At 69.3% G+C, this 19654-nt stretch carries 9 protein-coding genes; 2 read left to right on the top strand and 7 right to left on the bottom strand.

The features are described 5' to 3' along the window. Nucleotides 1-335: 335 nt before the first annotated feature. Nucleotides 336-1274 carry a PEN family class A beta-lactamase, Bcc-type gene (gene blaPEN-bcc / locus LGM56_RS01990; RefSeq protein WP_226202477.1) on the bottom strand — a complete coding sequence of 313 codons (939 nt, stop codon included), beginning with the start codon at nt 1272-1274 and terminating at the stop codon, nt 336-338. Between the two features lie 128 nt (nt 1275-1402). On the opposite strand from blaPEN-bcc, the gene penR reads away from it, so the two are divergent. Beyond that, the gene (gene penR / locus LGM56_RS01985; protein ID WP_226202475.1) at nt 1403-2293 is read left to right on the top strand and encodes a beta-lactamase transcriptional regulator PenR; all 891 of its coding nucleotides are present in this window, start codon (nt 1403-1405) and stop codon (nt 2291-2293) included. A 502-nt stretch (nt 2294-2795) separates the two neighbouring features. On the opposite strand, the gene LGM56_RS01980 is transcribed toward penR, so the two are convergent. The 6 genes from LGM56_RS01980 to LGM56_RS01955 form a co-directional block, all read right to left on the bottom strand. Continuing rightward, entirely contained in the window at nt 2796-3047 is a 252-nt protein-coding gene (locus LGM56_RS01980; RefSeq protein WP_011354368.1) for a hypothetical protein, read from the bottom strand. A gap of 380 nt (nt 3048-3427) precedes the next feature. Then, the gene (locus LGM56_RS01975; RefSeq protein WP_226202473.1) at nt 3428-5650 is read right to left on the bottom strand and encodes an amylo-alpha-1,6-glucosidase; all 2223 of its coding nucleotides are present in this window, start codon (nt 5648-5650) and stop codon (nt 3428-3430) included. A 155-nt stretch (nt 5651-5805) separates the two neighbouring features. Further along, nucleotides 5806-14412 (bottom strand): autotransporter-associated beta strand repeat-containing protein, encoded by an 8607-nt coding sequence (locus LGM56_RS01970; RefSeq protein WP_226202471.1) that lies wholly within the window; start codon nt 14410-14412, stop codon nt 5806-5808. A 316-nt stretch (nt 14413-14728) separates the two neighbouring features. Beyond that, nucleotides 14729-14950, bottom strand: a complete 222-nt coding sequence (locus LGM56_RS01965; protein WP_144023086.1) for a hypothetical protein — start codon at nt 14948-14950, stop codon at nt 14729-14731. 51 nt (nt 14951-15001) lie between these two features. Then, nucleotides 15002-15661 carry a YdcF family protein gene (locus LGM56_RS01960; protein WP_089496455.1) on the bottom strand — a complete coding sequence of 220 codons (660 nt, stop codon included), beginning with the start codon at nt 15659-15661 and terminating at the stop codon, nt 15002-15004. A 234-nt stretch (nt 15662-15895) separates the two neighbouring features. Beyond that, nucleotides 15896-16936 carry a rod shape-determining protein gene (locus LGM56_RS01955; RefSeq protein WP_089496454.1) on the bottom strand — a complete coding sequence of 347 codons (1041 nt, stop codon included), beginning with the start codon at nt 16934-16936 and terminating at the stop codon, nt 15896-15898. 269 nt (nt 16937-17205) lie between these two features. Here LGM56_RS01955 and LGM56_RS01950 point away from each other — a divergent pair, with 269 nt between their 5' ends. Continuing rightward, nucleotides 17206-19623 carry a patatin-like phospholipase family protein gene (locus LGM56_RS01950; protein WP_226202469.1) on the top strand — a complete coding sequence of 806 codons (2418 nt, stop codon included), beginning with the start codon at nt 17206-17208 and terminating at the stop codon, nt 19621-19623. Nucleotides 19624-19654: the final 31 nt, after the last annotated feature.

Genomic DNA, 19654 nt, shown 5'->3' with positions numbered 1-19654 from the left:
CCGCACGCCCATTCGCCACATGACCGAGCGCCTTCCGCGCGAGCGAACCGGCTTGTCCACAGATTGTGTTGGCAAGCGTGTGGATAGCCTGCGCATACCAAGGCCAAGCGCTTGATCCGAAAGACTTTGTCCGCGCCGCCTCAAATGCGGCACGGCGGCCCGCGCCACGCCGGATGCGGCCGCGCGCGGGCTTGTCCACACTTTTTGTTGGCAAGCATGTGGATATCCTGAGCATGCGTGACCTAAGTCGTTGATCGCACAACGTTTGATCACGCGGGTCACGGTTGCGGCACGGCATGCACGCGGCTCGCGTCACGCACGTCGTGCCGCCCGCCTCAACCGAATGCCCGGACCACGATGCGTGCGACCGACGCGATCACGTCGTCCTTCGCGCGCGCATCGGCACGCGCCTGCGTGTAGTACACGGCCAGCGCGATCGGCCCACCCGACGGCGACCACATGACACCCGCGTCGTTGGTCGTCCCGTAGTCGCCGGTGCCCGTCTTGTCGCCGACCGTCCACCCGGCCGGCACGCCCGCACGAAGCCGCTTGTCGCCGACCTTGTTGCCGCGCATCCATGCGACGAGCTGCGCACGCTGCGCGGCCGGCAACGCCTCGCCGACCATCAGCACACGCATGCTCGCGGCCATCGCGGCCGGCGTCGTCGTGTCGCGCAGGTCGCCCGGCAGCGCGGTATTCAGTTCGGTCTCCCATCGATCGAGGCGGAACGTGTCGTCGCCGATCGAGCGCGCATAGGCCGTCACCGCCGACGGGCCGCCGAGCAGCTTCATCAGCAGGTTCGCGGCCGAGTTGTCGCTGTACTGGATCGTGGCCTCGCACAGCGCGGCGACGGTCATGCCGTCGTCGACATGCTTGCCCGACACCGGCGAATAGTTGACGAGGTCGGCCTGGGTGTACGTCACGCGCTGTTGCAGCAACGCCGGTCGATCGACGCTCTGCGCCAGCACCGCCGCGCTCAGCATCGCCTTGAACGTGCTGCAGAACGGGAAGCGCTCGTTCTGGCGATGTTCCACGCGCCGGCCGGTCGCGATGTCGATCGCGCATACGCCGAGGCGGCCGCCCGCGCTGCGTTCGAGCTCGGCCAGCATCTGCCCGGCTGCAGCGGGCGTCACGGCCGCCGCCGCAGCCGCGGCTGCGGCCGTTGCGTCGTCCGGCGCCGTGGCCTGCCGCGACGCGCATGCGGCAACGGTCAACGCAAGCGGCGCCGTCGCCGCGGCCAGCAACAGGGTTCGACGTTTCGATGAGTAGGTCATGTCGGTTGTCTCGTGGTGGAATGTGAGCGAAAGGGTGTGGAACGCGCCCGGCCGGCGAGACAGCACTATCGGGACTTTACGGTTGCCTGACAAGCAACGATAATTGAGCGCTGACAAAAGAAATTCTTATGACCAAGCTCCGCCCTCATCTTCCGCTCAATGCGCTGCGCGCGTTCGAATCGTCGGCGCGCCACCTGAACTTCACGCGCGCCGGCCTCGAGCTGAGCGTGACGCAGGCCGCGGTCAGCCAGCAGGTGCGCTCGCTGGAGGAGCGGCTCGGCTGCGCACTGTTCACGCGGCTGCCGCGCGGCCTCGGGCTCACCGACGAGGGACGCGCGCTGCTGCCGGTGCTCAGCGACGCGTTCAGCCGCATCGAGAGCGTGCTCAAGCAGTTCGACGGCGGGCGCTTCCACGAGGTGCTGACGCTTGGCGTCGTCGGCACCTTTGCCCTAGGTTGGCTAATGCCGCGCTTGAAGCAGTTCGGCGATACGCATCCGTTCGTCGAGCTGCGGATGCGGACCAACAACAACGTCGTCGACCTGGCCGCCGAGGGCCTCGACTTCGCGATCCGCTTCGGGGAAGGCAACTGGCCGGCCACGCGCAACGAGCGCCTGCTCGACGCGCCGCTCACCGCGCTGTGCGCGCCGGACATCGCGCGGCGCCTCGCGCAACCGGCCGATCTCGCGAACGAAACGCTGCTGCGCTCGTACCGCACCGACGAATGGCACGGCTGGTTCGACGCCGCGCAGCTCGCGCCGTGGGCGGTCAACGGGCCCGTGTTCGATTCGTCGCGGCTGATGGTCGAGGCCGCGATGCAGGGCGCGGGCGTCGCGCTCGCGCCGGCGTGCATGTTCGCGCGCGAACTGCAGCTCGGCCTGCTCGTGCGGCCGCTCGACATCGACGTGCGCGCCGGCGGTTACTGGCTCACTTCGCTGAAGTCGAAACCGCTCACGCCGGCAATGACGCTCTTTCGCGACTGGATCGTGGCCGAGGCGGCCGCGACGGCGCAGGCCGAATGACACGGCCCGGCTTGTCCACAGAAAGTGTTGGCAAGGATGTGGATATCCTGGGTACCCGGGACCTAAGCCCTTGATCGCGCACGAATTAGCGCGCCGACGCAGACATCGGGCAGCCTCTGTTCACGGGCGTCGCGAGCCGGCCCCCGACGGCCCGATCCTCAACTGTCGCGACGCAATCGATTGCGAGTTATCCACAGAATATGTTGGCAAGCCTGTGGATATCCCTCAAATGCGGCGCGTAACATCCTGATACAAAAGGGGATTCAATATACGGACCTTGCGAGGTCAACCCTGTGGCAGCGCCGGCGCTTTCGCACGGCCCGCGCCGCACCCGGCGCGGGGGCCGGACGGTTCTCCACAGATTGTGTTGGCAAGCTTGTGGATATCCTGCGTACCGGCCACCTAACTCCTTGAGCGCACGGGGTTTTGTGCTTCATCTACAGAATCGGGCAGCCCCGGCGCGGCCCGTGCGGCAGGCGCCGGGGCCGGGGCCATCCGGGCATCAATGCCGGTCGAGCCCGCCGCGCAATTCGCTCGCCTTGTCGCGCAGCGCCTCGTAACCCGAACGCGCATGCTCGGGCAGGTCGGGATCGCCGATCAGCGCGCCGAGCGTTTCGATCAGGCTGAACAGGATGCCCTTCGCCGCGCCGACCGCGATGCTCTGCGATTCGATCGACTTGTGCAGGTGGTCGACCGCCGCTTCCAGATTCTCGAGCTTGTGCTCGCTGTCGTCGGGCCGGTTGTCGGTCGTCATCGTCTACCTCCGCCATCGTTCAAGGGTCATGTCACGATTCTATGCCGCTGCGCGCGAACGTGGCGCGACATCGCGCAACGTTCGCGCCGCGCTAGGGCCTGTTCACGCTAATAACGGGCTTGCGCTGGCCACCAGAAGGGCCGAGCGCAAGGATTGCGACGAAGCGAATACTCGACGTATTCGCGAGGAGCATGACGCGGCGATCGGCCCTTCTGGGGGCCAGCCCCACGAATGATTTTTTCCAAACAGGGGAACGTGCCTTGCCGGCCGCATTGCGGCGTCGCGCGTCGCTTGTTTGGCTCGGCCAAACGGCGCTCCTTGCTTCTTGCACTGCAGCCGGCAAGGCACGTTCGCAAGCCCGTTATTAGCGTGAACAGGCCCTACAGCACCGCGACCACCTTCACTCGGCCCGGCTGCTCCGCCGCCGCGACGACCTGGCCGTCGACGCGGCGGAACGTGAGCGACACGGTTTCGTCACCAACGCGCAACGCGTCGATCCGCAGCCAGTCGACGCCTTCCGGCAGCGTCGGGCGCTCGACGCGCACCTCGTGGCGCGCTGCGTCGATGCTCACGCCGAGGCAGGCCTGCAGCATCATGAACGGCGCACCGGCCGCCCACGCCTGCGGCAGGCAGGCCACCGGATACGCGGTCGGCGGTTCGCCGCGCCGGCGCGGGAACCCGCAGAACAGTTCGGGCAGGCGCATCTCGAAGCTCACCGCCGCCTCGAACAGCGCGCGCAGCAGGTTCACCGCGGCGGTCTTGTCGCCGTAGCGCGCCAGCCCGCGCGCGATCAGCGCATTGTCGTGCGGCCACACCGAGCCGTTGTGATACGCCATCGGGTTGAAGCGCGGCTGGCCGGCCGCGAGCGTGCGGATGCCCCACCCCGTCTGGAACAGCGCCGAGCCGAGCACGCCGGCGACCGCCGCGCCGCGCTCGGCGTCGGGCAGACCGAATGCGAGCAGGTGGCCCGCGTTCGACGCGAACACGCGGCACAGGTCGCCATGACCATCGAGCGCGATGCCGTAGAAATCGCCTTCCGGCATCCAGAACAGCGCGTCGACCTGCTCGCGCAACGTCTTCGCGCGCAACGCATAGCGGGTGGCATCGGCCGCGTGGCCGCGCCGGTGCGAGCACATCGACATCGCATCGAGCGCCGCGCACGCATACGCCTGCACCTCGACCAGCGCGATCGGCCCGTCCGGGAAACGGCCGTCGGCGTGGAACACCGAATCGTGGCTGTCCTTCCAGCCCTGGTTCGCGAGGCCGCGCTCCGACGTGCGCTGGTAATCGAGCAGTCCGTAAGGATTGCGGTCGCACTTGTCGATCACCCATTGCGCGGCACGCTCGAGCGCGGGCCACAGCTCGTCGATCAGCGCATCGTCGCCGGTGCGTTCGACGTAGGCACCCGCGAGCACGATGAACAGCGGCGTCGTATCGACCCCGCCGTAGTACAGCGCGAACGGCACCTCGCCGGTCGCGGCCATCTCGCTGCGGCGGAACTCGTGCATGATCTTGCCGGGCTCCGCGTCGCGGAATGCGGAAGTCTCGCGCGCCTGGTGCTCGGCCAGGAAGCGCAGCACGCCGCGCGCGAGCGACGGCTGCAGCCACAGCATCTGCAGCGACGTGATCACCGCGTCGCGGCCGAACGGCGTCGAGAACCACGGAATGCCCGCATACGGGTACGGCCCCGTGTCGAGCTGCGTCGTGAGCAGCCCGAGATCCGCGAGCGAGCGGTCGAGCCACGCGTCGAACAGCGGATTGCCGGTGTTCACGCGCGCCATCGATTCGCGCCGCGCGCGCATCTCGCGGTGCACGCCGACGAGCGCGGTGCGCAGCGCGACGCGGCCGCATCCCGGCCCTTCCGCATGCGCGGGGCCGAGCGTCGCGTCGACGGTCAGGTAGATCGACACGCAGGCCTGCGCGGCGATCGTCAGCGTGTAATCGGCACGATCGACCGACAGCGCATCGGGCGCCGGCGAGAAATGCACGGTCACGTTGCGCTCGACGCTGTCGAGGCCGTCATAGCGCAGCCGCACCGCGCCCGCGTCGACGCGCGGCGCCACCACGGTGCCGCGCTTCGGGCGCTGTGTGCCGCGCACCTCGAACATGTCCTTGAAATCGGCCGCGAACGACAGCGACAGCGGCACCTCGGCTTCGCTCGCGCCGTAATTCGTCAGCGTCAGCGCTTCGTAAAGCACGTCGCCCGCGAGCACGCGCATCCGCTCGATGTGGATCACGCCCTCGGGCGTTTCGTGGCCGCCGAGCGGCGGCAGCGGCCGGTTCGTCAGGTGGGCGGTGAACGACGCGTTGTCGGCGCTCGTCGCGCCCGACAGCAGCGACGGCGCGCGACCGCCGAAGGTCAGGCGCCACGTCGACAGCACGCGCATGTCGTCGACGAACAGGCCGTCGTCGTGACCGCCGATGTCGCCGAGCGCGTCGCTGACCACGAACGCATCGCCGGATTTCAGCACGTACTGGTTGTTGCGCGCCAGTGCCTGCGGATCGGCTTCAGGCGCGATGAAGGCGGGGCCCGCCGGTGCGATCGGGGCAACAGGCGCGACTTGCGGCGCCTGGGTCGTCGTGGCTTCAGCGTGATTCGGCATCGATGCTCCTGTGTCGGGTCCGCAACGCGCGGCGCGTCGCGTGTTTCGCACAGGATAGGACAGAACGGGGAACGTGCGCAGCGAGGAAAAAGCCGCGACACCGTGCGACGTTGCCGTCGCCGCATGGCGTCGCGTTCAGGCACATCAGTGACCGCTCAGAACTTCCACAGGATGTTGCCGAGTATCGCGTTGTCGCGCACGCCGCTGCCGTACTGGCCGCTGTACGTGAGGCCGAGCGTCAGGCGCTTCGTGATGTTCGCGTCGATGCCGGCCTCGAGCACGGCGCTGTCGCGCGCAATCGGCACGCCCGATACCTGGAACGACGTGCCGCCGTTCGCGAACGTGAACGCCGACGACGGCGTCACGTTGCCGAACGCATGCCGCCAGCCGACCGTCCCGCGTGCGGTGAACGTGCCGCTCGCGATCGAGCCGAGCTGCGACGCGGCACGCACGCCGAGGGTCGAGAAGCCGACGTGCGTCGTCTCGCCGCCGGCGCGCAGCGCGGCCGCGCCACCGGTTTCCGTATAGCCGTCGGTGTGCAGGTTCACATACGCGAGGCCCGCGAACGGTTCGATCGCCACGGGCCCGACCGGCAGCGCGTAGCCGACTTCGCCGAACACCTGCGCCGAATTCGCGTCGTAGCCGGCCGAATCGTGATCGGAGAAGCCCGCGAAGCCCGGCGAACGGTCGCTGTTGATCCGGTACCACGTGTACGACGCGCCGCCGCGCACACCGAGCGCGCCGTACTGCGCGCCGCCGTACAGCGACAGGTAGTAGCTGTTCACCGACGCCGACGAACTCTGGTCGTTGTCGAGGGAGCTGTGCGTGACGCCCGCGGCCAGGCCAGCCCGCCACTTGTCGTTGAGCGCCATGTCGGCACCGGCGATGAAGCCCGTCATGCTGCGGTTGACCGTCGACGCGTTGCCGTCGCCGGTGAGCCGGCTGCGGCCGCCGAACGCCTGCCCCCAGACGACCGGCTGGTAAGGCGTGCCGCCGTAGCAGCCGTCGCGCGAGCCGATCCGGCGTTCCGGCGGCAGCGTCGGGTCGACCGCGCCGGCCGTGTTGTCGCCGCACAAGGCCGCGCCCCCCGACGACAGCGCCGCGAGCGGGCCCGATCCGGGCGCGAGGCCCTGGCGGACACGATCCGTCACCGCGTCGCGCACATAGCGGCTGTCGAGCAGCAGCATGCTCTTCAGGCTCGCCTGCAGTTCGCCGTCCAGCATCCCGTAGGCACGGCGTGCGGTCGTCGCATCGGTCGTCACCACGGCGTCGTACAGCGGGTTGCCGGCGCCGAGCCCGCCGAGCGCGCCCGCGACCGAGCGCTGGTTCGGCGTCGTCGCGACATCGGGAAACGCGGTACCGTTCGAGACCAGCCGCAGGTACACGTGATCCGGATCGTAGCTGAGCGTCGGCGCGAGGAACGCGTAGTTCGCATTCACCTGGCTGAACGTGCCCTGCACGCCCGACCCCGCGGAGAGGATCGTATAGGTCGTGCTCGGCTGGTAGCCGCTCTGGTTCGCGAGCACCTGCACGGTGCCGCCGTTCAGCGTCGCCGTGCCGCTAGCCGCGAGACTGCCGCTTTGCTGCGGCGAGGCCGCGACCTGGAACGTCGAGCCCGGCTGGAACGTGACGTTGCCGCCCACGTTCAGCGCCGCGCCCGGCTGCGACGCGGCCGCCGTCGCGCCGCCCTGCACCACGAGGCCGCCGATCGTGCCGGTGCCCGTGACCGTCGCACCGTTCTGCACGGTCACGGTCGACTGGCCGAGCGAACCGTTGACGGCGAGCGTGCCCGCGCTGACCGTGGTCGGGCCGCTCAGCGTGCTGGCGCCCGTCAGCGTCAGTTGCCCGCTGCCGGCCTGCGTGAGCGAACCGGTGCCGGACAGCACGCTTGCGATCGTCACGTTGCCGGATTGGTTGACGATCAGCGCGCCGTTGTCGACGACATTGCCGGCGATGCTGCCCGACGTGCCGCCGTTGCCGAGTTGCAGCGCGCCGCCGGCCGCGATCGTGGTGCCGCCCGTGTACGTGTTCGCGCCCGTCAGCGTCTGGACGCCGGTGCCGGCGATCGTCACGCCGCCCGCCCCGCCGATCGTCCCGCCGAACGTGCCGTTGCCGCTGCCGTTCAACGTCAGCGCATTGGCCCCGAGATTGACGGTCGCGCCGGCCGCGCCGTTCAACGTACCGATCGTCTGCGCGCCCGTCGCGCCGCTCGCATCGAACGTCGCACCCGCGCCCGCGAGATTCACCGCGCCCGTCGACGCGAGGCTGCCGCCCGCGCCGAGTGCCAGCGTGCTGCCGCCGTTGATCGTCGTGCCGCCCGTGTAGGTGTTCGCGCCCGTCAGTGTCTGCGTGCCGGTGCCGGCGAACGTCACGCCGCCCGCGCCGCCGATCGCACCGCCGAACGTGCCGTTGCCGCTGCCGTTCAGCGTGAGCGCATTCGTGCCGAGGGTCACGTTCGTGCCGGCGCTGCCGTTCAGCGCACCAATCGTCTGTGCGCCCGTCGCGCCGCTCACGTCGAGCGTCGCACCCGTGCCGGCCAGATTCACCGTGCTGCCCGACGCGAGGCTGCCGCCCGCGCCGAGTGCCAACGTGCTGCCGCCGTTGATGGTCGTGCCGCCCGTGTAGGTGTTCGCGCCCGTCAGCGTCTGCGTGCCGGCGCCCGCGAACGTCACGCTGCCCGTGCCGCCGATCGCGCCGCCGAACGTGTTGTTGCCGCTACCGTTCAGCGTGAGCCCATTCGCGCCGAGGTTCACGTTCGTATTGGCCGCGCCGTTCAACGCGCCGATCGTCTGCGCGCCCGATGCGCCGCTCAGGTTGAACGTTGCGCCCGTGCCGGCGAGATTCACCGCGCTACCCGACGCGAGGCTGCCGCCCGCGCCGAGCGCCAGCGTGCTGCCGCCGTTGATGGTCGTGCCGCCCGTGTAGGTATTCGCGCCCGTCAGCGTCTGTGTGCCGGCGCCCGCGAACGTCACGCTACCGGTGCCGCCGATCACCCCGCCGAACGTCCCGCCGCTTCCGTTCAACGTCAGTGCGTTGCCGCCGAGGTTCACGTTCGTGCCGCCCGCGCCGTTCAACGCACCGAGTGTCTGCGCGCCCGTCGCGCCGCTCACGTCGAACGTCGCACCCGTGCCGGCCAGATTCACCGCGCTGCCCGACGCGAGGCTGCCGCCCGCACTCAACGCCAGCGTGCTGCCACCATTGATCGTCGTACCGCCCGTGTAGGTATTCGCGCCCGTCAGCGTCTGCGTGCCGGCGCCCGCGAACGTCACGCTGCCCGTGCCGCCGATCGCGCCGCCGAACGTGTTGTTGCCGCTGCCGTTCAGCGTGAGTCCATTCGCGCCGAGGTTCACGTTCGTGCCTGCGCCGCCGGACAGCGTGCCGAGCGTCTGCGCGCCCGATGCGCCGCTCAGGTTGAACGTTGCGCCCGTGCCGGCGAGATTCACCGCGCTGCCCGACGCGAGGCTGCCGCCCGCGCCGAGCGCCAGCGTGCTGCCGCCGTTGATCGTCGTGCCGCCCGTGTACGTGTTCGCCCCCGTCAGCGTCTGCGTGCCGGTACCCGCGAACGTCACGCTGCCGGTGCCGCCGATCACGCCGCCGAACGTGCCGTTGGTGCTGCCGTTCAACGTCAGTGCGTTGCCGCCGAGGTTCACGTTCGTGCCGCCCGCGCCGTTCAACGCACCGAGTGTCTGCGCGCCCGTCGCGCCGCTCACGTCGAACGTCGCACCCGTGCCGGCCAGATTCACCGCGCTACCCGTCGCGAGGCTGCCGCCCGCGCCCAACGCGAGCGTGCTGCCGGCGTCGATCGTCGTGCCGCCCGTGTAGGTATTCGCACCCGTCAGCGTCTGCGTGCCGGTGCCCGCGAACGTCATGCTACCGGTGCCGCCGATCGCGCCACCGAACGTGCCGCTGGCGGTGCCGCTCAACGTCAGCCCGTTCGCGCCGAGGTTCACGTTCGTATTGGCCGCGCCGTTCAACGCGCCGATCGTCTGCGCGCCCGATGCGCCGCTCAGGTTGAACGTCGCACCCGCACCGGCGAGATTCACTGCACCGCCCGATGCGAGGCTGCCGCCCGCACCGAGCGCCAGCGTGCTGCCGCCGTTGATGGTCGTGCCGCCCGTGTACGTATTGGCGCCCGTCAGCGTCTGCGTGCCGGTACCCGCGAACGTCACGCTGCCGGTGCCGCCGATCACGCCGCCGAACGTACCGTTGGTGCTGCCGTTCAACGTCAGCGCATTCGCGCCCAGGTTCACGCTCGTGCCGCCGATACCGCTCAGCGTGCCGAGCGTCTGCGGTCCCGATGCGCCGCTCAGGTTGAACGTCGCACCCGTGCCGGCGAGATTCACCGCGCTGCCCGATGCAAGGCTGCCGCCCGCGCCGAGCGCCAGCGTGCTGCCACCGTTGATGGTCGTGCCGCCCGTATAGGTGTTCGCACCCGTCAGCGTCTGCGTGCCGGTACCGGCGAACGTCACGCTACCGGTGCCGCCGATCACCCCGCCGAACGTGCCGCTGGCAGTCCCGCTCAACGTCAGCCCGTTCGCGCCCAGATCCACGTTCGTACTGGCCGCGCCATTCAACGCACCGATCGTCTGCGGGCCCGATGCGCCGCTCAGGTTGAACGTCGCGCCCGCACCGGCGAGATTCACCGCGCCGCCCGACGCGAGGCTGCCGCCCGCACCCAGCGCCAGCGTGCTGCCGCCGTTGATCGTCGTGCCACCCGTGTACGTATTCGCGCCCGTCAGCGTCTGCGTGCCGGTACCCGCGAACGTCACGCTACCGGTGCCGCCGATCGCGCCGCCGAACGTGCCATTGGTGCTGCCGTTCAACGTCAACGCATTCGCTCCGAGGTCCACGTTCGTGCCGGCCACCCCGGTCAGCGCGCCGATCGCCTGCGGGCCCGATGCGCCGCTCAGGTTGAACGTCGCGCCCGTGCCGGCGAGGTTCACGGAACCCGTCGACGCGAGACTGCCGCCCGCGCCGAGCGCCAGCGTGCTGCCGCCGTTGATGGTCGTGCCGCCCGTGTACGTGTTGGTGCCGGACAGCGTTTGCGTGCCCGTGCCGGCCACGGTCAGGCCGCCGGTGCCGCCGATCGTGCCGCCGAAATTGCCGCTGGCGGTCCCGCTCAGCGTCAGGCCGTTCGCGCCGAGGCTCACGGCCGCGCCGGCGACGCCGCTCAGTGCGCCGATCGTCTGCGCGCCCGTCGCGCCGCTCAGGTCGAGTGTGGCGCCCACGCCGGCCACGTTCACCGCGCCCGTCGCCGCCAGGCTGCCGCCGGCACCGAGCGCCAGCGTGCCCGCGTTGATCGTCGTGCCGCCCGTGTAGGTGGCCGCGCTCGTCAGCGTCGTCGTCGCCGCGCCGTTCTTCACGAGGGCACCCGCGCCGGTGATGCCGCCGTTCAACGTGAGCGCGTTGCTGCCGCCGAGCGTCAGCGTCGCGCCGGTGCCGAGATTGACCGCGTTGTTGACCGACAGGCTCGCGCTCGTGTCGAGCGTCGCCGCGCCGCCGACGTTCAGCGCGCCGCCGCCGAGCGCCCCGTTGTTGCCGAGCACCAGGCCGCCGCTGTTCAGGTTCGTGCCGCCCGTATAGACGTTCGCGCCCGTCAGCGTCTGCGTGCCGGTACCGGCCAGCGTCAGGCTGCCGGTGCCGCCGATCACGCCGCCGAAGCTGCCGCTGGCGGTCCCGCCCAGCGTCAGCCCGTTGCCGCCCATGTTGACGGCCGTCCCCGCGACACCCGACAGCGCACCGATCGTCTGGGCGCTGGTCGCCGCGCCCAGGTCGAGCGCCGCGCCCGCGCCTGCCAGGTTCACCGCGCCCGTCGCCGCCAGGCTGCCGCCCGCGCCCACCGCCAGCGTGCCCGCGTTGATCGTCGTGCCGCCCGTGTAGGTGTTCGCGCCCGTCAGCGTCGTGGTCGCCGGGCCATTCTTCACGAGACCGCCCGCGCCGGAAATGCCGCCGCTCAACGCGAGCGCATTGCTGCCGCCCAGCGTCAGCGCCGAACCGTTGCCGAGACTGACCGCGTTGGCGACCGACACGCTCGTGTTGGTGTCGAGCGTCGCGGTGCCCGCGACGTTCACCGTGCCACTGCCAAGCGCACCGTTGTTGCCGAGCACCACGCTGCTGCCGCTGTTCAGGTTCGTGCCGCCCGAGTAGGTGCTCGCGCCGTTCAGCGTCTGCGTGCCGGTGCCGGCCAGCGTCAGGCTGCCGGTGCCGCCGATCGCGCCGCTGAAGGTGCCGCTGGCGGTCCCGCCCAGCGTCAGCCCATTGCCGCCCAGCGCGACGTTCGTCCCGGCCACACCGGACAACGCACCGATCGACTGCGCACCGGTCGCGGCGCTCACGTCGAGCGTCGCACCCGCGCCGGCCAGGTTCACCGCGCCGGTCGCCGCGAGGCTGCCGCCCCCGCTGATCGCCAGCGTGCCCGCGTTGATCGTCGTGCCGCCCGTATAGGTGTTCGCGGCCGTCAACGTCGTGGTCGCCGCGCCGTCCTTCACAAGACCGCCCGCGCCGGTGATGCCGCCGTTCAGCGTGAGGGCATTGCTGCCGCCCAGTGTCAGCGTCGAACCGGTGTTGAGGTTGACTGCGTTGTTGACCGACAGGTTCGTGTTCGTATCGAGCGTCGCCGCGCCGCCGACGGTCAGCGCGCCCGTGCCGAGCGCCGCATGGTTGCCGAGCACCAGGCCGCCCGCGTTCAAGGTCGTGCCGCCGGCGTAATTGTTTGCCCCGGACAGCGTCACCGTCGCCGCGCCGTTCTTCACGAGACCGCCGCCACCCGAAACCGTGCCGCTCAGGCCCAGATTGGTGCTGCCGGCAAGCGTCAGCGTCGTGCCGGCGGCGATGTTGACACCGTTCGCGAGCGACACGTTGGCGGTCGCGTCGAGCGTCGACGAGCCGTTCACGTTCACCGCGCCGAGGCCGAGCGCCGTATTGCTGCCGACGGAGAGGTTGCCGCCGTTCAGGTTCGTCCCGCCCGTGTACACGTTGGCGCCGGTCAACGTCTGCGTGCCCGTGCCCGAGAGCGTCACGCCGCCCGTGCCGCCGATCGTGCCCGCGTACGTCGCATTGCCGCTGCCGTTCAACGTCAGCGAATTGCCGCCGAGATTCACGTTCGAGCCGGCCGCGCCCGCCAGCGCACCGACCGTCTGCGTGCCCGACGCGTTGCTCAGGTCGAACGTCGCGCCCGCGCCGCTCAGGTTCACCGTGCCGGATGCCGCGAGGCTGCCGCCCGCACCCAGCGCGAGCGTGCCGCTGTTGATCGTCGTGTCGCCGGTGTAGGTGTTCGTGCCCGTCAGCGTCAGCGTCGCCGCGCCGTTCTTCACGAGGCCGCCGTTGCCGTTGATGGAGCCGGCCAGCCCGAGATTGTTGCTGCCGCCGACCGTCAGCGTCGTGCCCGTGGCGAGATTGACGGTGTTGTTGAGCGTCGCGTTCGTGCTCGAGTCGAGCGTGGCCGAGCCGTTGACGTTCAGCGCACCGGTGCCGAGCGCCCCGTTGTTGCCGACCACGAGGCCGCCTGCGTTCAGGTTCGTGCCGCCCGTGTAGTTGTTCGCGCCGGACAACGTCAGCGTCCCGCTGTCGTTCTTCGTCAGCGCGCCGCCGCCCGATACCGTACCCGACAGCGTGAGCCCGGTCGAACCCTGCACCGTCAGGCCGCCCGCGCCGAGGCTCACGTTGTTGCTGACGTTGAGCCCGACCGCCCCCGCCTGCAGGGCACCGCCGGTGGCCGTGATCGTGCCGGTGCCGAGCGACGCGTTGTCGTTGATGATCGCGACGCCGCCCGCCAGCGTTGCGTCCTGCGCGGTCGACGCGCCGTTGATCGTCCAGTTGCCGCTCTGGACATCGACGTGATTGAAGTTGATGTAGTTGTTGGCCGCGATCGTGCCGTTCGCGCCAGCCCCCTGCTGCAGCTTGAGCGTGTTGTCGCCGCCCGCGCCGCCGTCGACCGTGCCCGTCGCCGCGACGCCGAGCGTGATCGGGCCGACCGTGATGTTCAGTGCGCCCCCGGTGCCGCCGGCCGTGTTGACCGACGAGCCCGTCACCGCGGTGAACGAGTTCGTGCTGTTCGCACCCATCGACACGCTGCCGTTGATCGTGCCCGAGTTGACGAACGAGTTGCCCGCCCCGGGCGTGCCGTTCGAACCGAGCGACACGCGGCCGGTGATCGTCCCGCTGTTCGTCATGTTGACCGTGGCGCCGCCGTACGCGGCGACCACGGGCGCGTCCGCACCGACGAGTGTCGCGCCGACCAGCGCGTTCGAGCCGATCGTGCCGGTGTTGGTGATGTTCGACGTGCCGCCGGTGCCGTTCTGGACCGACAGCGCCATGCCCGTCACGCCGCTGATCGCCACGCCGGTCGAGCCGTTCATCGTGCCGTTGTTGGTGACGGTGGTGCCGGCGCTCGCCGCCGCGTTGCCGATCACCGTGCCGCTCGACAGCACGCCGAGCCCGGTGCCGAGCGCCGACGGGTCGATCGTGCCGTTGTTGGTCAGGTGGGTATTGCTCCCCGTCAATGACAGTGCGGTGCCGCCGACGCCGAGCAGTACGCCGAGGCTCGAGCCGGCATTGACGGTCGCGTTGATGTTGTTCGCGCTGTTCGAGTAACTCGGCGCAAGCGGGTTGGCGACCCCGGAGCAGGTCACCGTCGTGCCCGCGGTGGTACAGGTCGCATAGGCGGGCACGATACCGGCGCCGGACAGCGCCAGAAAAACACCCGTCGGCAATAACAATTTCGGAAACGGTTCGCCGGATTTTTTCGAACGCGCAAGATTCATGCTTTCCCTCGTTATGTTATTGGAATTGGCATTACCGTGAAATCGAACAGCCGGCCGCAGAAAATCGCGGACAAAAGCGTGCCCCCCGGCTGTCGCGACGCGACGTCGGCTAATTCATGGACGAATCTTTAAATGGCCCTGGCAGGCGGGCGTGAAACTAGCCGAATGACATGTCGGTGGCCCCTGTTTTTCTGCAGCGATTTTCTGGTTGATTTGATTCCCGCCCTGCTTTTGTCAGACAAGGCTAGTTCAAAAAAACAGGCTTTACCAGTCGATCTTTACCTTTGCATATCGGGGTGCGGCGAACGCGTATTTTTTACTTATCGGAGCGCTTCAGACAGGCAATTCTGGATGCCGCTTGCCAGCTGATTTGATATTCATCAAAAAATACCGGAACCGCCGCATCGGTGAAAATACCGATACCGGCGTGATTATCACAATGCTTTATTGCAGTGCAATATCCGCGAGCCCGAAAGATATCGACACGAGATAATCCCCACGTCGTCACGCATCCGACAAAAGAAAGCAGATCCGGCATTTAACCGATCCTTTCGATTTCCGTCGCGTATCGGTCGAACACCATCCCCCGTTACGCGAACAGGCTCATCAGATAAAGCATCGGCCGAAACGAAACCGGTCGCGCATCGGGGTTCACCCACAGCCGCACCGCATACACCGCGTAGGCCGGCACTTCCCGCCAGCTCGAGTAGACGTCGCGCAACTGGAAACGGCGCGGATACGCAGCGGAGATGTCCGCCCGCGCGATGCCGACGCGCTCGAACGCGAGGCGCGCCCGCGCGAGGTGGTAATACTGGCTGACGATCACCACGCGCGACACGCGATGCGCCTGCAGATAGGCGAGCGTGTGCTGCGCGGTCGCGAGCGTGTTGTCGCCCTGGTCGTCGACCGCGATCCGGTCGGCCGGCACGCCGCGCGCCACGAGATAGTCGCGCATCGCGGTCGCCTCGTTCAGCCCCGGGCCGTCGATCGCGCCGCTGACGAGGAACGCCGGGCACTGCCCCGTGCGGTAGCAGCGCACACCCACGTCGAGCCGGGCGGCGAGCACGGGCTTCGGCGCGCCGGCCTCGTCGAGCGCGTTGCCGAAGATCACGGCGACGTCGGCCCGCTCGCTCGGCATTCGCATCCCGGACGCGACGAGCGCAACGGCCGCGACGATCCAGAGGCACGCGACGACGGCCAGCAGGCGGCCCAGGCGGGCAAACACGCCCCGTTTGGTGTGGTTTTTCAAGGTTTTCGGTCTCTCAGGTCGTCGGGCGTAGCGGCTTGCCCCGCCCCGGACGGGCGCGTCACGCTAGCACGGTGCGCGTTCGGGTGTCCACGCGACGGACCGATGCCGGACGGCGGACGGCCTTCCTGAAAGTCGACCGGAGACACCTACCCGGCGACGCGGGTACGCATTACGGAGATCGAATGGATGCACATGCGCGCGCCGCTCGGCGACTCCCGGCCGGCACGACCCGGATCAGTCGACCTGGCACATCGTGAGCCGCCCCATCGCCTCGCCCGCGCCGCGCACCGCGCAGGTGGCCGGCTCGTCGGCGATCCGGGCGACGAGCCCCGTCTCGTCGAACAGCAGGCGTTCGATATCCGCGAGCAGCGCGCCGCCGCCCGTCAGCACCACGCCGCGATTCGCGATGTCGGTCACGAGCTCGGCCGGCGCGTTCTCCAGCACCGACTTCACCGCGCCGATCACCTGCTTGAGCGGCGCGGCCAGCGCGTCCGCCACGTCGTGGTTGGACAGTTCGATCGAGCGCGGCAGCCCGTCGCCGACACCCCGACCGACCGCGCGCGTCGACCGGCGCGGCACCGCGCTGGTGGCCGAACCGATCGTCTGCTTCACGTGTTCGGCCGTCTGTTCGCCGAGCAGCACGCCATACAGGTTGCGCACATGGTTGACGATCGCCTCGTCGAACTGGTTACCGCCCACGCGAATCGCCTCGCGGTAGACGATGCCGCCGAGCGCGATCACCGCGACTTCGGTCGTCCCGCCGCCGATATCGACGACCATCGAGCCGACCGGCTCGGTCACCGGCAGGCCCGCGCCGAGCCCGGCCGCCAGCGATTCCTCGATCAGTTCGACCTCCGATACACCCGCGGCAAAGGCGGCCTCACGGAGCGCGCGGCGCTCGACGGCCGTCGCGTCGGACGGCACGCACAACGTGACTTCGACGCGGCGGCCGAAGCGCGAACGCGTGCGCGACATGTCGATGAAGCTGCGGATCATCTGCTCGGCCGCGTGCGCGTCGGCGATCACGCCGTGCCGCATCGGCCGCACGGCTTCGAGATGCCCCGGTGCGCGGCCGAGCAGCGCCTTCGCGAGCTCGCCGACGGCCTCGAGCGTCGGCCGGGCGTCGGTCGCACCGGCACCGGCCTTGCGGAAGCAGACGACCGACGGCTGGTTCAGCACCACGCCGCGTTCGTGCGTATAAATCCGCGTACTCGCCGTTCCAGGGTCGATCGCAACGGGTTGCGCAAACAACTTTCCGAACAGCGGTGTCGACATATCAAACCTTTGTAATCGAACGGACCCGGGCAGCCGCGCTGCATTTCGCGGCGCGTCCATGCCGCCCCATCACGAACTTAGCGGCAAATCGTTCCGATACTTTAGGCAATTCCGATGATTTTTTCGCGAAACAATTGTCAAAAGTGCCGGCCGGGACACCTCCGGCTACGCAACAGCCTCTCGCATTGCGCCTGTAAAACACGGTAATCTCTCGGTCTTGCCTGCTCCCGGCAGGCCTCAGACGCCCGATCACGCCAGGTATTTCCTCCATGACAGCGACCGTTTCCTTCCGCTGGGCGCGGGTGCGCCCGCTTTGCACGACGCTCGTCGCCCTCTGGTGCTGCACGGTCGCCGCGCAACCGCTGCCGGTCGCCGACTCCGCCGCCGCGGTCACCACCGCCCCGATCGCCGCCCCGGTCGCTGCCGTCAGCACGCCGGCTGCCACGCCCGCCGCATCCGGGCACACCTGCGAAGCCGACGGCGGCCCGGCCGGCCGCCCGTCGATCGGCCTCGTGCTGTCCGGCGGCGGCGCCCGCGGCTACGCGCACCTCGGGGTCCTGAAGGTACTGGAAGACAACCGCATCCCGATCGACTGCATCGCGGGCACCAGCATGGGCGCCGTGGTCGGCGGCCTGTACGCGAGCGGCATGGCCGCCGGCGAGATGCAGAAGCGGCTGTCGGAGGTCAACCTCGCGGACATCGCGTTCGACGTGACGGAGCGCGCGGACCTGCCGCAAACCAGCCGGGAGGACGAGCGCCTGTACATCAACGGGCTGACGCTCGGCTTCGGCAAGAAAGGCGTGAAGGTGCCGGTCGGCCTCGTGCAGGGCAACCGGCTGCAGGCGCTGCTCGCGAACTGGACGGCCGCCGTGCCGACCAACCAGCCGTTCGACCGCCTGCCGATCCCGTACCGTGCAGTTGCGACCGACCTGCAGACGGGCCAGATGGTGGTGCTCGACCACGGCTCGCTGCCGCTCGCGATCCGCGCGAGCATGGCGATGCCGGGCCTGTTCGCGCCGGCCGAGATCAACGGGCGCGCGCTCGTGGACGGCGGGCTCGTCAGCAACCTGCCCGTCGACACCGCGCGGCAGATGGGCGCGAACGTCGTGATCGCGGTCGACATCGGCTCGCAACTGCGTCCGCTCGACGCGCTCGCGTCGCCGGCCGACGTGATGCAGCAGATGGTCGGCATCCTGATCCGCCAGAACGTGACCGCGCAGCGCAAGCAGCTCGACGCGCAGGACGTGCTGCTCACGCCGGACCTCGGCTCGCTCGCGTTCACCGATTTCCAGAACGCGAAGCAGGCGATCGCCGCAGGCGCTGCCGCCGCGACCGCGGCGCTGCCTAAGCTGAAGCGCTTCGCGCTCACGCCGGAACAGTACGCGGCCTACAAGTCCGCGCACGCGCAGCCGCTGCCGCCGCCGATCCGGATCACGCGCATCGACATCAAGACCTCCGGCGGCGTGCCGAAGCAGGTCGTCAGCAACGCGCTGCACGTGAAACCCGGCGACACCTACGATCCGGACACCGTCAGCCAGGATCTGCTCGGGCTCACGACGGGCGGCAACTTCGAGAGCGTCACGCAGCAGATCGTGAGCCACGGCAACGAAAACGTGCTCGAGATCGACGCGCGCGAGAAATACTGGGGGCCGAACTTCCTGCTGTTCGGGCTCGGCATGTCGAGCAGTTCGACCGACGAGGGCGGCTTCCGCCTGCACGTCGGCTACCGGCGGCCGTGGCTCACCGAATCCGGGCTCGAATTCCGCGCGGACACGACGATCGGCAGCGACCTGCAATCGGCGCGCATCGAGTTCCGCCAGCCGCTGTCGATGGCCTACGGCGTCTATCTGTCGCCGTACGCGGAATACCAGCGCCGCTACGCGAACCTGTACGACGACACCGGCGACGTGAAGATCACGCAGTACCTGATGCAGACCGCACGTGCCGGCCTCGATTTCGGGCTGCCGATCGGGCGACTCGGCGATTTCCGGATCGGCCTCGGTTACGTGACCGGGCACGGCTCGCCGACCTACAACGTGCCGTTCGACGACGGCAACGGCCAGACGCTGCTGTGGCCCAGCTTCACGTCGCAGGCGCTGACCGCGCGCGCACGGCTCGTGATCGACCAGCTCGACGATCCGCTGTTCCCGCGCAAGGGCTATTTCACCGAGCTGCGCGTCGAACGCTCGCTGGTGTCGCGCAACGGGGGCTCGGCGTCGGACTTCGACGACAGCATCAACACCGCGCCCTACACCGAGATCTACGGCAAGGCGATGGTCGCGCAGCAGTTCGGCCGGCACAGCGTCAGCGCGACGATCGAAGGCGGCAAGAGCATCGGCGGCACCAACCTGATCAACGCATTCAATTTCACGCTCGGCGGCTTCCAGCATCTGTCCGCGTATGCGGCCGACCAGTTGAACGGCAACGAGCTCGCGTATGCGCAGGTGACCTACATGAACCAGTTGATGACGTTCAACGCGTCGCCGGTCAAGGCGCTGTCGGTGGGCGCCAGCGCGGAAGTCGGCAACGTCTGGTCGAGTGGCCAGAAGGTCGGCGGCGGCGCGCTCAAGCAGAGCTATACGTTCTTCACGAGCCTGTCGACCGCGTTCGGGCCCGTGTACATCGGCGTCGCGCTCGCGCCCGGCGGCCGCCGCAACTTCTACCTGCAGCTCGGCCGCACGTACTGAGCCGTGCGCGGATGCCGCTTCGGCGGCATCC

This window comes from Burkholderia sp. AU38729 (assembly GCF_020419725.1).
Taxonomy (GTDB): Bacteria; Pseudomonadota; Gammaproteobacteria; order Burkholderiales; family Burkholderiaceae; genus Burkholderia.
The sequence above is the reverse complement of the archived record's forward strand: the minus strand, read 5'-3'. Positions and strand labels throughout refer to the sequence as shown.

Bases quoted from the DNA above. Each gene is read 5' to 3' on its own strand.
- LGM56_RS01965 (WP_144023086.1), bottom strand. From the start codon at position 14,950: ATGCCGGATCTGCTTTCTTTTGTCGGATGCGTGACGACGTGGGGATTA.
- LGM56_RS01950 (WP_226202469.1), top strand. From the start codon at position 17,206: ATGACAGCGACCGTTTCCTTCCGCTGGGCGCGGGTGCGCCCGCTTTGC.
- blaPEN-bcc (WP_226202477.1), bottom strand. From the start codon at position 1,274: ATGACCTACTCATCGAAACGTCGAACCCTGTTGCTGGCCGCGGCGACG.
- LGM56_RS01970 (WP_226202471.1), bottom strand. From the start codon at position 14,412: ATGAATCTTGCGCGTTCGAAAAAATCCGGCGAACCGTTTCCGAAATTG.
- LGM56_RS01975 (WP_226202473.1), bottom strand. From the start codon at position 5,650: ATGCCGAATCACGCTGAAGCCACGACGACCCAGGCGCCGCAAGTCGCG.
- LGM56_RS01955 (WP_089496454.1), bottom strand. From the start codon at position 16,936: ATGTCGACACCGCTGTTCGGAAAGTTGTTTGCGCAACCCGTTGCGATC.
- LGM56_RS01980 (WP_011354368.1), bottom strand. From the start codon at position 3,047: ATGACGACCGACAACCGGCCCGACGACAGCGAGCACAAGCTCGAGAAT.
- penR (WP_226202475.1), top strand. From the start codon at position 1,403: ATGACCAAGCTCCGCCCTCATCTTCCGCTCAATGCGCTGCGCGCGTTC.